Origin of the sequence: Oligoflexus sp. (genome assembly GCF_035638955.1) — a bacterium.
In the GTDB taxonomy this organism is placed as follows: domain Bacteria; phylum Bdellovibrionota_B; class Oligoflexia; order Oligoflexales; family Oligoflexaceae; genus Oligoflexus.
Genome location: NZ_DASQYZ010000161.1, coordinates 42,562 through 58,221 on the forward strand (window position 1 = coordinate 42,562; position 15,660 = coordinate 58,221).

A 15,660-nucleotide genomic window follows, 5' to 3' on the forward strand; every position below is an offset into this window, starting at 1 on the left:
CAAACGGGCGAGGATACAACCTTGGCAGTCTTGAATCGAATCACCAAACGGGATGCGGAAAGCGGTTTGAGTTACCGCTTGAATAAGGATTTCAATTTCCTTTTAACCCGCGTTCCCTTGCCCGAAGGTGCGGACGTTTACGTCCTGGAAAATAAGAGCAAGAACGAACGTTTGATCATCCCTCGTGAACTCTATGACCGCTTCCGGGCTGCGTTTCTGTTCTTCCAACAGGAATTCGAATCCTCGCAGGCTCCGCAGGATGTGGAGAAATCTATCTATTTCCGGGATAAGGAAGTCTATAAATTCCGGCCGACCATTGGCGACACGCGGAAGATCATCATTCAGGACGGCATCAAAATGCAGGGTTCCTCGGGGTTCATTACCATCCCGATGGAAGCCTTTGCCGGTCTGGCTAAAATTTTCTATCAGCCCAGCTTGAAGCATACGAGTGAAGTGTTTGAACGTCTGGTCCGCTACCATAAATTGTTCCAATTTTCCTTTACGTCGGGTAGCGAGAGTATCACGAGTCAGCTGTCCTTGCGTCGTGACGTACTGTCCCAGATCGATGAATATGTGCCCATGATGCGTTCCAACGGAGGCGACAAGCGCCCCCAGCTCAATTCCGACACGGATGGTGTTTTGGACCTGGCCAAAGCCAGCGGTGTTGGTGTGGATAAAAAGAATCAAGCCGGCAAGTTCAAGCCGAAATTGGGCCAGAAGGATGGCGAGAAGTCTTATACGGTCGATTACGCGACCCTTTTCCAAAGTGGTCCCGCCACCGAACCAGAACGTTTGCTACGCACAGCCGACGATCAAACCAAACGAGGCGGCAAGGCCACAGCGAAGACCTTTCCTCTGCCCTTGAATGGTTCCGACATCAAGTCATTGACCAAGATCCCCTTTCCTTGCGAACTGACCACCGAAGATGCCACATTCCTGCGCGAATCCTTCCTGCAGGACCGTAGTGCGGAACTCTATCTCGGTTTTGAGATGATCGATGCGATCTTCAAAACCGAAGGCAAAATGAAAACCTTCCGGTTTCCCCTTTACTATATGAAAGTCACCGTCGAGGAATCGGGACGTCTGATCCATATTCACCCGACCCGCCGGCCCGAGATTTATCTCAATCACCTGGCCCTGACGTCGCTGGTGGAAAGTTTCAGCCCGGAAAATCCCAATGGCATGGATCCTCTGGAACAGTTCTTTCAAACCCTGACCTCGCAAAAAATTGAAATACGCGGCCGCATGCTCGAGATTTCCATCTATCGGCAGTTACCGGTGCTGGAAGATGTGTTCCAGCGCACACGCGACATCCTGCTTGGACTGCCCGGTGAAAATGGCAAAGGCGGGATCCTGGGTGGCCTGAAGCTGATCGGGATCGAATGCGATCTGGAATCCGTAGCCCTTTACAAGTCGTCCCTGCCAGCCTCACCAGTAGCCCAGGCTCTGGAAATCGACATCGACCGTATATTAACGGTAGCCGATGAATATCCCGAGCGTTTCTACCGTTCGCTTCTGGGCCGCTTTCTGACGCCGGAATTAAAAAACGTCGCTCACGAGAGCAAACCGTTCTATCAATCCATTTATTGTCCGGGGGCTCTGCCGCAGTCCACGCTGGAACTCTTTAATAAGCTGAATCATAACGATATCGTTCTTTTGGAAGGCCCTCCCGGAACAGGCAAAACCTTTGCCATCATGAACCTTCTGATTCACTGCATCAACACAGGCCAACGCCTGCTGGTGGTCAGTGATCAGAAAGCGGCCATTCATGCTCTTGATGAAAAGCTGCAGGAATTCCTGCTCGGCAATGACCGGGAATCCCCTCTGGCTCGCAGTCAGCTCACACTGTTCCGCCAGGCCGTCAAGGTCGTCGATCGAGTGCCCGAAGGTCCCTTGGCCCTGAACCAATGGATGGCCGCGCTGATCGAGTGCCTGGCTTTGGACAACAGTCGCGATTTGCATGTGGACAAGGAAGAAGTCACCATCCAAAACGAGATTGCGGAAATCGATGCAGCTATGCATGCTGTCCTTGCTGAGGTTCAGCAGCGCATGCAGGAGCAGTTGGCTCCCGATACCCATCGGCGTCTGGTGGCCCCGAAGCACGCGCATCCCACTACTGCAGAAGACATCAAGGATTTTATCGCCTTTCTGGAATTTGCCGGAGCCGGGCGTCATGAGAAAAAATCACCGACGCAGAAATATACGATCAATGCCCAGATTCTGCGTGACTTCATCATGGATCGCGCCAAGCTCTCTGGTGAACCCTTTCTCCGTTGCTATGAATTTTTCGCCTTCGACGGCAGGGCTCTCGATCAGGATGTCCAAAGAAACCAGGATGCCCTGAAAATGCTGAGCGACCTTTGGCAGCAGAAGCCCAGGGACGAGTCAGAGCTTGAAAGCATACTCTCGCAGCATGAAGATTCCATCATCTCGCGCGTTGTTTGGGAACAATGGCGTCAGGCCTTTCCTGGCCAGGAATGGGCACTCAAAGGATTTTTGCGTAAACTCTGGAGTTTCATTCAACACCCCTGTCGTTCGTTTTGGATGGATCTCGGCCACATGCTTGAACATCAGCGGGCGTTGCTGGAGGCTCTGATCAAAGCTCCGGACAGCGAGCGCGTGTGTCGGCAGATGCAAAGCATGCATGAAACCCTGCACCCACTCAAAGCCGCAGCCCCTTCCCTGGCTCTGGAAGCGGGGATATTTTCACAGCTCGTTCTCGAAGAGCAACAATCTGCCGTTCAAGCCCTCTTACAGAACCTGCGTGAACTCCAGGACACGCGCGATCGTTCCGTCAAAGAGCTCTTCCTTCTGCGCATGAGCCATATCGTTGAAGCCGGCCGGGCCAAGGATGCTAAAAATCCAACCAGCGCCTGGACCAGCATCGAAACTCTTCTGCAGGGCCTCAAGGAATGTTCGTCCATTGAGCATGGGGTCGGTGTGGTGCTCCTGCAGGACCTGCAGCGCGCTCTCGTGCAGGCCTTCCCGGTTTGGGTGTGCCGTAAACAAGCCGTCTCGTTTCTCTTTCCGGCCAAGGAACAACTCTTTGACCTCGTCATCATCGATGAAGCGGGTCAGTGCCGGGTGGATGATGCGGTGCCCCTGCTCTACCGTGCGCGCAAAATCATGGTCGTTGGTGATGATAAGCAGACCGTTCTGGATAAAAACTCGCCGGTTGATGACTTCCTCTTCCAGGCGTTCAACCTCGAAGATCACCTGCGGCAAACCCAGGCGCGCGGCATGAAAGGCGGTGGCTCGCATATCTTCGGCCTGGTCAAATCCATCAAGCAGGCTGAAGTGATGCTGGATGAGCATTTCCGCTGCCCGCCCCAGATCATTCACTATTCCAACAAATACGTCTATGACTCGCAGCTCAAGATCATGCAGTGGGCCCGCCGTGATATGCCGCCAGCTGTGGTGGTGGATTACCGTGAGAAGGATGAAACCGCTCACAATAAACCCACCAGTGGCAAATTCAAGGACATCGAAACCGATCTGATCGATCGCTTCTTTGAATATATTGCCGGCACCATCAAAAAGATCGAAAAGGAACTGGGCCGTCAGATCAATATCGAGACGGAAGTCGCTATCTGCTATTTCCTGCTCAAAAATGAGCCCTATATCAAAGAGAAAAAGCCGCAGTTTCTGGCGAAAATGAATCGGGGCAAAGATGTTTTGGATGGGGCTGGAGCCGCCCTCCAAGGCAAGGAACGTAACTTCATCTTCTATCTGTGGGATATCAATCGGGGCAACATGCGGGCCTTCCGCATGGGTGACGAGCCTGACAAACGTCGGGGTGAACTCAACGTTCTGATGAGCCGTCCCAAGATGCGGGCCTATCATTATCTTCATGCCAGCTTTGATACGCTGAAGCATGAAACAGCGACGATTGCCGACTATCTGTGGAATTTGCATCAGAATCAAAAGTCACGTCAAGCCATTGATGCCTACGAACCCCGCACCAAGCGTCCCGGAGCGGAGTTTCTCCCTTGGAAACGCTCCAGTGGCGAGCTCATGCGGGCCGTTCTGAGTCAGGTGCTCAGCAAAAAGTACAAGGATAAGTTCCAAACTTTGTTGGACGAGGCCCAGGTCAGTGTCGTGGTCGGGAATCCCAAGCGGAAAGTCGACCTGATGCTGCTCGGCTCCAAGCCCTGGCACCCATCCATCGCTATTGTCGATCTGGCCACCTTCGAAACCGATCGGCATACCACCCTCGCGATCGCCGACTATTTCTTCCAACTGAAGCGTGCCACGCCTCCTCTCGAACCCATCTTCGTCTTCCTGCATGAGCTGGCCGACGAAAGGTCCCAGAGCTTTATGCTGCTCGTTCGTAAGATGGAAGAGCTCCTGGCCAGGGATTGATCCCTGGTCCTCTTAACGCTCCCGCATGGCTTCCCGGGCTGATGATACGATGGGTTTGAGCAGGTACTCAGCCAGTGTCTTGGTGCCGGTTTTAATCTCGGCCTCAAGGCTCATTCCAGGCAGGATGGGCTGACTGCCCATCGGAGACTCCAAAAGCCGCCCTGGAATGATCGCATGCCCGCGATAAAAGAGTTCACCAGAATCCGCCTGGCTGGAAATCGGGGCAATGGTCACCAGTGTGGAATGAACCCCACCGTAACGCGCATAATCATAGCTATGAATCTTCAGAAGAACATTCTGATTCAATTGAATATGACCGATTTCCTTGGCAGGAATCTGCACCTCGGCCATCAGCTTGGAGGTTTCCGGCACGATCTCGCAGAGAGATTGCCCGGGCTGGAGCACCTGATTAGGCATGACCTTGAGATTATAGATCCAGCCTTGGACCGGGGCCCGGATCTCGTTATCGTGCAGATAGCGTTCCACCTGCTGGATGCGATATTCAAGATCCTTGATCTGGCCCTTGAGTTCCTCGCGGCTCATTTTCATATTGAGAAAGGCCAGTTTCGAATTCAAGCCTTCCTGAGTCAACTGCTTCCGTGTTTGATACTGCTCGTCGAAATAGCGCTTTCGCTTCCGGGCTGTTTCCAACTGCAGATTCAGGCTGCCCCGTTCATCTTCCAGGATGCTCTTATCCAGCACGGCCAGCGTCTGATTGAGTTCAACCCGATCCCCTTCCTTGACCATGATACGGCTGATGCGGCCCCCTTTTGGATGCTGCACCCGAAAGACCTCTTCGAAAGGCAGAACCTTGCCTTGAGCCACAGTCACTTCGTCCAAATACGTGCGGCTCACCCAAAAAACAGTGGCCGCCACCAAGGTCACAATACCGAGCACGCTATATTTCTGCCAGATCATTTGATTCTCTTCCTGCTGCAGGAGCGAGGCATCAAATCGGGGGCTGTAGCGTCGTCTAAAGAGACTCATGGTTATCTCCCTGCCGCTTTCTGGAGGTTATTGGTCATCTCCTGAGGCGATCCAAAAAATTGGACGCGCCCGGAATTGAGCCACAGGACTTTATCGCAAAACTCAAAATAGTCGGTATTCTTGGAAGCTATGATAATGGTGGCTTTGCCCTTCAACGAGCGGATCACCTGGACAATTTCATGGTTTTCCTGAGCCGACCCGGGATTGTCCAAAAGCCAGAGGTTGCAGTCGCGAAGGAGCAGCATCGCCAGGTTCAGTCGCTTTAAAAACGACTGGCCCAGATGCGCCTGTTCCTGACGATCCAGCACGGTGTCGAGTCGATCCGGTAACGCGTTCACCTTCTCCCAGAGCCCAAGTTCAGAAAAGACCTTGTCAATCTCGGCGTCCGATGCCTTCGGGGCAAACATCTGCAGGCTATGCCGCATCGTTCCCGAGAAAACCGTGGGTTCTTCTGGTAAATAGGCGATATTCTCGCGCAGGAATGTGGGGTTGATCTGTCGACTATGCTTATTATCAATCAGGACTCGACCGGCCTGGGGGATATAAAGACCCAGAATCAGTTTAAGCACAGATGTTTGACCGCTACCGCCATGACCAAAGATCACCAGGGTCTCGTTGGGTTCCACCTGAAAGTTAACACCAAGCAAGGCCGGGTGAGCATCGTTCGAATACTTCAGAGAAACTTGCTGGAAATGAACACTGCCTTTGATTTCCTTATCGATCTCATAGGCATCCTCGGATATCTCTTCCTGTGGCAAAGCCATGAGCCGATCCACCTGAGCAATGGTCTTTTTTACTTTATCGATCTGCAGCAGGAACGAAAATCCATTGCGCATGGGTGCCAGGATTTTCCAGGTCAGGAGCATGGACGCCATCAGCCGACCCGCATCCAATTGCCCCGTCTTGACCATATGCACGCCGATGATAATCGTGGCCAGGCCGGTCAGGGTTACTGTGAAATAGGAGAACGAACTGACCAGACTGGTTAGGCTCGCCGCTCGAAACACGCTGACCGAAGCACGCCGGGCGACCTTAAGAAAACGCTCCTGCCAGAACGGAAGCAGATACTGAACCTGGATCTGTTCCAAATTATTCAGGGTATCCATGAAAAAATCGTGACGCTCTTTGCCATGCTTGGAGGCTTCCGACGAGGTGTATTCAATCTTCTTCCGCATGAGATAGCCAAACGCCGCAAAGATCGCCAGCGCCGAGAGGGGAACCAGGGCCAAAGGACCTGAGAGTAAAAATAGGGCCAGCACCATCATCAAGGCAAACGGAATGTCCAAAAGGGCATCGGTCCCGAGGCCTGGAATAAACTGCTGGATCGTATCGAAATCTCTGACCCTGGCCATCTGTGCCGCAACCGAAGCCACTTCCGTATACGAAGGAGGGAGATAAAGGATGCGTCGCATCACCTGGCTTCCAATCAAGTAACCGACCCGGGAGGAAAGATAATTGAGCACCTGACTTCGGGTTAAGCGAATCACTGTCAGGAACGAGATATAGAGACCGAGCCCGTATAAAATATTGAGCAAATTATCCAGGGACTTGGCGGCTTCGATCTGCTTGAACACAATCACAATAATGAGCGGCGCCACAATATTGAGAACGTTGATCAGAAAGGACAAGGAAAAGACATAGAATCCATAGGCCTTGAACCGCGAAACCATCTGCGTGAACCAATCGGCTTGGCTATCGTGAGGCGAGACTTCATCTTTTTCCAGCCGTTTGAAGCGAATGGTCTCATACGTACCAGAACCGCGCTTCAATTCGACTTTCTGCTCACCCAGGATATCAAAACCATCCAAAGTCTTATCGTGGCCTTGAACCAGAAGAATGGGCCGCATTTTCCGTATGATGATACAAGGCAGTTCGTCCTGACTGATATCCTTCAGCGCAAAATGATCACGCACGGGCGCAAATCGCAGCGCGGCCAGGGTCTGCAGCAGATCATTCAAGGTCATCGTCTGCTTGTCGCCTCTTATGAATTTCTCCATAAAAGCTCGATTGCCACGCCAGCGCAGTCCATCCAGGATAAGAAACAGACTGTGATAGAAGGGACTGGGCGCCCGGGACGCCTGACTCAATTTCATGCGGCCCCCTTCCTGACTGCAGTCGGATGCGGCAGGCTGCCGATGATGTTACTGTTCATGATCCAGGCCTTCAAAAGGCGCTGCTTGAACAGCTCATCATGAATCAGAATGTGCGACTTCGCATAGTCCTCATAATCCAGGATCATTTGCAGGAAGTGAGCATCCTCGATGGATTGAGGGATATACGGCGTCCCCCACATGGAAATCATCTTGGAGCATTCGTCGCGATCGTAATGACGAAGTTTATCATATAGGCTTTGCATGGCATTCTGCAGCCAGACATGATCGCAGGCGTCCTGGCCAGGCTTGATGGTTTGAAAGCCAAAAATGTGCGCGAAAATCTCGGCGGACAACGGCCGTTCGACCTCATGGAACATGTGATTCAGAATCCACCGAAGGGCATCATCGCGTTTGAAGTTGGCCAACGCGACTTCCAGAATCTTATAGAACGCATAATCCCGGTTATCGAAGTCGAGCTGATGCTGAAGCCAGTCCCGAATAAGCTGACGCTTTCTTGCCAGAAACCCCGTACGACCCTCCGCATAAGCGTTCTGCACCATCTGTTCAGCCTGGCTTAGAAGCTTCTGATGGGCCTCGACATGCGGGGCCATTTTTTCCTGATTCAAAATGCTGGCAAAGGCCATTTCCTTTTGGAACAGGGTCTGGAGCCGGGCCATGGCCTCCTGCTCGCCCTTGCCGTTTTCGACTCCGGTTATCAGGTTCAGCAGGGTTTCCGTAATTTGTAGAGTGTTTCGGTCAATCAAAGCGCAGCCCGTGATCGGCTGCAAAAGAGTCAAAGAGGTCAGGGTGCCGACCGTCGAGGCATACTCAAGAGCCTGCTGCAGCATTTTATCCTGGTTCATCTGCTTAAAATGGGCCAGGAACGGATGCATGATTTTCGCATGCAATTCCATTTCGTCCACGAAGTGGCCCTTTGTCAGTTCCCCGTGTAACTTCACAAGGTCCTGATAGATGTGTTTCTTATGCTCCAGGTCCACGTCCGTCTTCAATCCGAGGTTCTGATGGATCACCTGCTCACGACCCAGATAGGCTTCAAAATAGGACGCCAGACGCTCAAACTTGGCCCGAAGAATCTGGGGTGATATATCGAAGGTCGACTGCTGCTTCGCCGCAACGATGTAGTTACGGCAATCAAAGGCGCAACGCAGTAAGGAGCGTCGATCCCAATCCAGGACCGTAATCCCCGTACTGGGCATAATGGGCGTCAAATCCCGCCAATCCCTGGCGGTCAGAACAATCCAGTTCTCGAATCGCTGCCGATCGAGAGAATGGCTTTGTTTTTTATCGGGTTGATTCATAGCTAAGCAGCCCTTGGTTTTTTGTCAAGATCAGCTGGTTTGTTTTTTTCCAGTTTTCGCAAACCACCATTTTCAATGGAATAGATGCTATCCATGAGATTCAGCACATCCTCATGATCCGAGACCACGACGAGCGTGCAGAGACCCTTGATCTGTTTCAGCGTATCCAGAAAGAGTATGCTGGTTTCAATATCCAAACTGCGATCGAAGTGATCGATCAGCAGGATGCGGGGCCGGGCCGCGAGGGCTTTGATGAAGGCCACGCTTTTGAGCAAGCTCAAGGGAAAGGTTCGATTCGAAGTGCTTTCCACCACCGACGTATAACCCTGGTCGAGTTTGGCAATCCGGGAATCAAGACGGAGCATCGACGAAGCCTCGATACTGGCCGCATGCAGACTCTGATCAAAACCACTGAGGTTATCCAGAATATTGCCGGTCAAAAGTTTATGCTGCTCGGAGAGGAATTCGACTGTTCCAAAAAGCGAAGCCGGGTTGATGACGGTCAGATCGTAGTCATCCAGATAAATTTGACCCTGATCCGGCTTCAACCAGCCTGAGATAAGCCTGAGCAGTGTGGTGGTGCCGGGTGAACCGCCCGCCTTGATGCCCACCATGGAGCCTGCCATGATCGTGAGGTTAAGATTCTCGAAGACTGGCGCCTGGGCGCCTTCGTATTTGAAGCCCACATTGATCATACGCACATGACCGGCAATGCGGTCCGGTGCATCAGCCTGCGCGGCGGTATCGGAATTATAGAGATTATAAATCTCCTGCACCTTTTGTCGAGCCAGAGCATACTCAGAGTTTTTCAGCCAGAAGGTGCAGATGTGAATCACCGGTCCAATGGAACGACTGCCGATCAGCATGCAAGCAATCATAAGACCGATGGACATTTTACCCTCGTAGACCGAAACCGCTCCGAATGCGATCACACCAAACTGCGTGATCTGGGGCATGATGGTGTGGAATATATTGGAGACGTGGTTCACCATTCCAAAGCGGAAGTTGTTCTGATTATGCTCATGCTGAATCGCTTCGTAACGGGCGAGCAGCGGTTCTTCAATGGCCATGGCCTTGATCAGATGCATGCGCGAAAAAATTTCAAGCGCCCACGACATGCGCCGGTTTTGGGAATCATCCTGGCGGGCCCTATAGCGTTCATAAAAAATCTTATTCAGCGCTGTAATGGTCAGCATCCCCAGGTTGATGGCCACCATGAACTGGGCAATATCCCGATTGAGTACGAACAGAAGCCATGTGTAAAGTGCGACCATAGGCAGTTCCAGAACCACCTCGAATATCTGCATGAAATAACCGTTTTTCAGGTTCTGAATAGCCTGAATTCGGTCGAGATGCACGGTCGTATCATCCCTTGAAAACTTAGCAATATCAGCCGTAAGAAAGGCTTCGTAAGCCCTATGGATCAATTTGAACTCATAGCAGCTGGCCGCCCAAAGGTTGATGCCATCCCGCGCATAGCGCAGAAGTGTTTCGCAGGCAACGGCGATGATGGCACCGACCGAGAGCCAGAGGAGTGTACTGCCCGACTGCGAAGGGATGATGCGATCATAAACCTGCATCACAAAGAGCGGGACTGCCAGACCCAAAACGTTGATCCCGGTGTTCGCCAGCACCAGGTAAGGAAGCTCGAGATACGACTCCTTCAGAAAACCCCAAAGCGAAACCGGAGGAATGGATGAGGTATTTTGTTTCATCCGCCCTCCCCTGTTTCCTGAATCATTTTTGTGAGCGAGTCCCGATAAAAAACCAAATTCCAGTAAGCGGTCCAGCTTTCAAAGGTGTGACCCAGCAGATCATTTTCGGCCTGGAAAAGATCGCCCTGGGCCAGAAAAAGTTCTGATTGCGTGTTGGCGCCTTCGGCGAACTGGCGCTTTGTATGCTTAAAGTGGTTGCGAGCGGAATGGAGCGCGGCTGCAAAAAACTGCCGGGAATCGAGCAGAACGCGCAGTCGCTCGCGAGCGATCTGTTGGTTGGACTGCAGCTCGGTCTGCTGAGCCTGCAGACTCAGACGAGCCGATTGCAGCAGGGAACTGGCCTGGGACGTTTCATACTGATTCGTGCGAGCCATATCAATGGGCCAGATCAGATTCAAGGCCAGCGAGCTGCGCACGCTTTTATTGTCGTTCATGAAGTCACGATAGACCAGGCCTTCCAGGCGAACGGTCGGAGCAGCCTTGGATTGGATCAGCCGCAAATCGGCCTGAGCCACTTCGATGTCAGTCTTGGAAACATTGATCAGAGGTGCTGACACACTGGTCTGTGCGTCCATAATTTTCTGCCAAACCGATTCCGACGGCAGCTGCAAGGTCTCAGGCACCGCGCAGAGACAGAGGCGGGCCAGGATCATTTTTTGTTCCGACATCTTGTTTTTCAAGAGCGCAAGGTTCGCTCGTGAACGCTCAATTTGGGCCTGGATCTGGCTGGCATTGGTCAGGTTGAGTTCACCCAGGCTGATACGCCTCTGGATAACCGTTTCCTCTTCCATCTGCAGGTTCAGTTGCTGCTGCTTAAGAGCGGCTTCGGCTTGGAAGCGAGCCAGGCTAAAAAACGCCAGGCCCGTTTCATGAAGAACGCGTTCCGTGACATCGTCCTGCTGCGCCCGAGCCTTTTTTCCAATCAGACTGTCGCGCTCGTAGGTCCTTGGCAACTTTTCATCATAGAGGGCCTGCGATACACCAAGTGAAATCAGCAGGCTATCCGTAGCCCGAGAGCTGTCGCGTTCCGTCAGGGGAAGATCGTGAGCCCGGCTGCCCTCGACGGCTACCGAGGGGTAATAGGCTGCGGCTGCCCGCGGTTTCAGAAAGCTCTGCGCAGCGCTTTGGGCTTCCATGGACTTCAGATTCGAACTGTTCTGTTTGGTATGTTTCAAAAAGTAGAATAGGGTCCCATGGTTCTGGGCTTGCGCGGCCGATGCCAGCGCCCACAGAAACAATATAAGTCCTCGAATCTTTTGCAGATTAAGAGGCATTCTGACGTTTCGCTCCTTCCATGGTACGAAACACGATTTCCCAATTCCAACTATCGGTAAAACTTGGGAAGTCTATAGCTGAAACGGGGGAGGACTGACTTTCCAGCCAGCTAAATCCCGATGTGCAGAGCCGCGAGACCTCTGGAGAAAATGCGGATGATTGGATCACTTCGAAATATGGACGATGGTTGTGTCATAGATGAGGAAGCGAACAGCAACATGGTTCCTCCAAAGGAGCTGACCAATGGCTATCAATAAGCTAAGTGACGAATCTCTGAAGCAGGCTATGGTGAACGCCGAGCGTACGAGCGGCGAGTCTCATGAAGCTGACCTTCTGAACGAAATGGAGATTCGTCAGGATAGTCAGCAGCTGAAGGCTGAGGTCCAGGGAGCCATCCACGAAGAGAAAAATGATAGTGAGCGCGACGCGCTCGCCAACGTAACAGGCGGCAGCCTCGCCGCAGACAAAGCCAACGAGAGCGCTCTACCGCTCAGCAATAACGGTTTTGAACGTTCCAGTGTTTCTTTCGAAATGAAAGGATCCGACGTTGCCAGCAGTGGACCTCTGTCGGGTGGTAATACTCAGGTTTCGTCGACCTCGACAGGACCAGTCGGATACAACGCGCCGCAGCCGGCTCAAGATACGCAAGGCAGTGCTCGCCCGGCGCCTCAGTCGGCTTCGCCTTCGTCATCTGTGGGCGAAGCTCAGGCCGATGGCTCACGTTTTAGCGCGCGTCTTGTCAACAGCGACGCTGTAGCAGAAAAATCGAATACCGCTTCTGAAACCGCAGGGCCGTCTCAGGAAGCTTCATCTCCAGCCCCAGCGGCTGAGGGTCCCGCTCCATCCGAAACAATGACGACAGCCGAGGCCGCCACACCCGAGCAGGTAGTGTCCGCCGGTGAAACAGTTTCTGTTGAAATGAAGGCTGAACCCACCACAAGTCCATCAGCACCAACTTTGGAATACAGTGCACCTGTGGAAGCTGCATCAGCGCCTGAAGTGACGGTCGATACATCCGCACAACTTTCCAATAATTCCAATGTTGAACCTGAGGCAGTGGAAGCAGCGCCAGCAAGCAGCACCGCACCTTCCGTCGAAGCTTCACCTGAAGTTACGGAACCTGCGATTGAAACCACCGCCTCAGTTGAACCTGCACCAGCCGTGGAATCAGCTGCAGAAGCGGCACCAGTCGTGACCGCACCCACACCTGCCATGGAATTAGCTCCAGCAGTGGAAGCGGCAACAACGGTGGCTGAATCCGCCCCAGCTATGGAATCGGCAGCTGATGAGGAAGTCGAAACTTCGGCTCCTGAAACAACTCCAGTGATGGGAACTGCCCCAGCCATGGAAGCTGTTACTGAAGTCGAAATCCCTGCTGAACCAGCTCCGGCTGCAGAACCTGCGCCCTCCATGGAATTGACCCCAACGATTGAAGCATCCACGCCTCCTGTGGACGCTGAACCAGCAATAACGCCACTGGAAACCGCACCCATCGCGGAGACGGCCCCCATCTTTGAACCAGCACCTGCAGTGGAAACGGCAAGTGCGGCTGAACCCATTTTTGAAGCAGCACCTGTTGAAACCGTCGCCGAAGCCAGCCCAGCCATCGACATAACGCCAGGTGCTGACGTTGCTCTTGTCAGCAATCCATCACTTGATTCGGAACCGGCGCCAGCGGTTGAAGCAGCCCCTGCTGCAGAATCAGCTCCAGTCGCAGAATCAGCCCCCGTGTTCGAGTCCGCTCCGGTTGAAGCAGCCCCAGAATCAGCACCCGTGTCCGAAGCTTCACCTGTTGAAGCAGCACCGAGTGACGAAACAGCTCCAGTTTATGAGTCACCAGCGATCGAGACAGCACCAACTCCAAACGTCGGACTGGTCGATAACACACCCGTTGTCAACGAACCCATACCAGCAATTGAAACCGCACCTGCACCTGCTCCAGCTCCAGTCGAAGCCGCCCCAGCACCCGCTCCCGCGCCGATCGAAACCGCGCCGACACCAGCCATGCCTGTGGCCAAGGATTCACCACTGGATCACGACAAGGGCCGAGGCAACGATTCGAAACTGGAATTTAACGACAACTCAAAGAGCGGCAAAGACCAACACGACGATAATGATAGTCGCAGTGGCAAAGACAAACATGACGACAATAACAACAACAGCGGCAAAGACAAACAACTCTCGGCCGACAGCAAAGACTCAGATTTGGATCATGACAAGGGCGCCGGCAACGATTGGAAACTGACGGCCGATGCCGATGACTCCAGCGCGGAGCATGACATTCACGACCTCTTTGTGTCGGAGATTCATACCAACCACATCTCGATCGATCATGCTCTTGAACCTGCTCACAGTCAGGCCAACAGCGCTCCCGATACCGCCTGGTTTAAAAATGATGATGTCGATGATAAAGATCATGGAAAGAGCGGCAAAGGCAAAGATCGCGACGACGACGACAAGCACGACGATCATGGCAAAGGCAAGGGTAGCAACCACTTCAGTGACAACGATCATGATCCGGTTGAATACAACCACCACTCGCATCACCACTAAGAATCCAGCAGCCCCGGTCCAACCGGGGCTTTGCTTTTCCAACGTCCAGGCACAACCCGCTTTCTGCCACGCCTACATCAGGACTTTTTGCGAAGCGCAATGAACTTCTGCAGATTGGCATCGCTCTCAAAATAAGCCACAGAACCATCAGGTCCAGCCGCAATGATGGCGGTTGCCTTATCCACTTTCTTTCCGCTCACAGGATCGGTCGCGAATCGAACGGCTTCGTCTTTACCCAGGGTGGCCTTGCAGTTTTCACAGCAACCGTAATAGGTCTTGCTGCCCACCTGGACCGGGATTTGATCCCGGGGGAACACCATATCGGTAACCATGCAGACTTTCTTGTTATCAACCTTCTGCCAACCTTGCGAAGCCTGGCTTTGCATGACAGGTTCCGCCGACAAGGCAAGGCTGGGCACCACAAGGGGGGCCGCGAGGGTGGCAGCAGCAAAGAAAAGGTCCATGACCTGACGCATTTATGTTCTCCTTGAAATGAAACAACTCGATTCTAGCGCTTCGGACTCAATCCGCCAATGGTCTACGCGGGTCAGCTCGGCCCTGTGACAAGCGTGACGGCATTTATTATATCCATACATGATCATTAGAAAAACATAAAATGGTCTATCGGCGTTCTTTCGACGTAACAAACGACCCTGCGGCGAATCGCACCCGCGCCACGAGCCAAACGCTGGCCATGGTCACAAACATTCCACCCAGGACATCCAAAACGTAATGCTGCTTGGTGGTTAACGTGGATAAACAGATCGCAGCGGCCCACAGATACCCACCCCATCGCAGGGACGGCCGGAAGCCTGGCAGCGACGCTGCCGCGATCAGGGTCATGGAAACGTGCAGCGAGGGGAAGCAATTCGTCGGCTGATCCAAAAAATGAAGAAAAGAAAAGACATCCGACCAGACTGGTTCAGCTGGGACGACCGGCCTTGGATAGACTGTGGGGAAGATCAGAAAGACCGCGAAGCTCATCATGATGCCGGCGATCATGCGATAATAGGCCGAGCTGAAATCCTCAAGGCGCTTCAGCTGCAAAAGGACGAACAGAATAAAAACATAATCGGACAGATAAATCACCAGAGTCCATGGCAGCAAAGGAACCGCCCGATCCATCGACGTCAAAGGCAAATAGGACGGTTCACCAAGCGGACACACACCCAGGCCGATATAAACCAAAGCAAAGATCAACGCGCCCCAAATCATCACGCGCGTTCTGTCCCGCTGCTTTATCAATGGCAAAGTTAATTTAAGCAAACTGGCTCCAGCCTTAAGGGTGCCTGGAGCTCTATCGGATCATTCCGCAACTATCTAAATAAAGGGCAGGTGCCTGCAGATTCTTCCCCT

The 15,660-nt window shown here is 52.9% G+C and carries 9 protein-coding genes; 2 read left to right on the forward strand and 7 right to left on the reverse strand.

What is annotated here, in order from left to right:
• Positions 1-21: 21 nt before the first annotated feature.
• Complete coding sequence (locus tag VE954_RS15035; RefSeq protein WP_324954135.1) at positions 22-4,362, forward strand: hypothetical protein; 4,341 nt, start codon at positions 22-24, stop codon at positions 4,360-4,362.
• A gap of 12 nt (positions 4,363-4,374) precedes the next feature.
• Here the strand turns inward: VE954_RS15035 and VE954_RS15040 are convergent, their stop codons facing one another.
• The 5 genes from VE954_RS15040 to VE954_RS15060 are packed head-to-tail and all read right to left on the reverse strand — an operon-like array spanning position 4,375 to position 11,750.
• Entirely contained in the window at positions 4,375-5,349 is a 975-nt protein-coding gene (locus tag VE954_RS15040; protein WP_324954137.1) for an HlyD family efflux transporter periplasmic adaptor subunit, read from the reverse strand.
• Positions 5,350-5,351: 2 nt separating this feature from the next.
• Positions 5,352-7,442, reverse strand: a complete 2,091-nt coding sequence (locus VE954_RS15045; RefSeq protein WP_324954139.1) for a peptidase domain-containing ABC transporter — start codon at positions 7,440-7,442, stop codon at positions 5,352-5,354.
• Positions 7,439-8,761: a hypothetical protein gene (locus VE954_RS15050; protein ID WP_324954141.1), complete on the reverse strand. Its 1,323-nt coding sequence runs from the start codon at positions 8,759-8,761 to the stop codon at positions 7,439-7,441. Before VE954_RS15050 ends, VE954_RS15045 begins: the two co-directional genes overlap by 4 nt.
• A 2-nt stretch (positions 8,762-8,763) precedes the next feature.
• Positions 8,764-10,476 (reverse strand): ABC transporter transmembrane domain-containing protein, encoded by a 1,713-nt coding sequence (locus VE954_RS15055; protein ID WP_324954143.1) that lies wholly within the window; start codon positions 10,474-10,476, stop codon positions 8,764-8,766.
• Positions 10,473-11,750 carry a TolC family protein gene (locus VE954_RS15060; protein ID WP_324954145.1) on the reverse strand — a complete coding sequence of 426 codons (1,278 nt, stop codon included), beginning with the start codon at positions 11,748-11,750 and terminating at the stop codon, positions 10,473-10,475. Before VE954_RS15060 ends, VE954_RS15055 begins: the two co-directional genes overlap by 4 nt.
• 244 nt (positions 11,751-11,994) lie before the next feature.
• Here VE954_RS15060 and VE954_RS15065 point away from each other — a divergent pair, with 244 nt between their 5' ends.
• A complete protein-coding gene (locus VE954_RS15065; protein ID WP_324954147.1) occupies positions 11,995-14,304 on the forward strand; it encodes a hypothetical protein in 2,310 nt (769 codons plus the stop codon).
• A 77-nt stretch (positions 14,305-14,381) separates the two neighbouring features.
• On the opposite strand, the gene VE954_RS15070 is transcribed toward VE954_RS15065, so the two are convergent.
• Both VE954_RS15070 and VE954_RS15075 read right to left on the reverse strand, forming a co-directional pair.
• Positions 14,382-14,780 (reverse strand): TRASH domain-containing protein, encoded by a 399-nt coding sequence (locus tag VE954_RS15070; protein ID WP_324954149.1) that lies wholly within the window; start codon positions 14,778-14,780, stop codon positions 14,382-14,384.
• 145 nt (positions 14,781-14,925) lie between these two features.
• Positions 14,926-15,570 carry a phosphatase PAP2 family protein gene (locus tag VE954_RS15075; protein ID WP_324954151.1) on the reverse strand — a complete coding sequence of 215 codons (645 nt, stop codon included), beginning with the start codon at positions 15,568-15,570 and terminating at the stop codon, positions 14,926-14,928.
• Positions 15,571-15,660 lie beyond the last annotated feature (90 nt).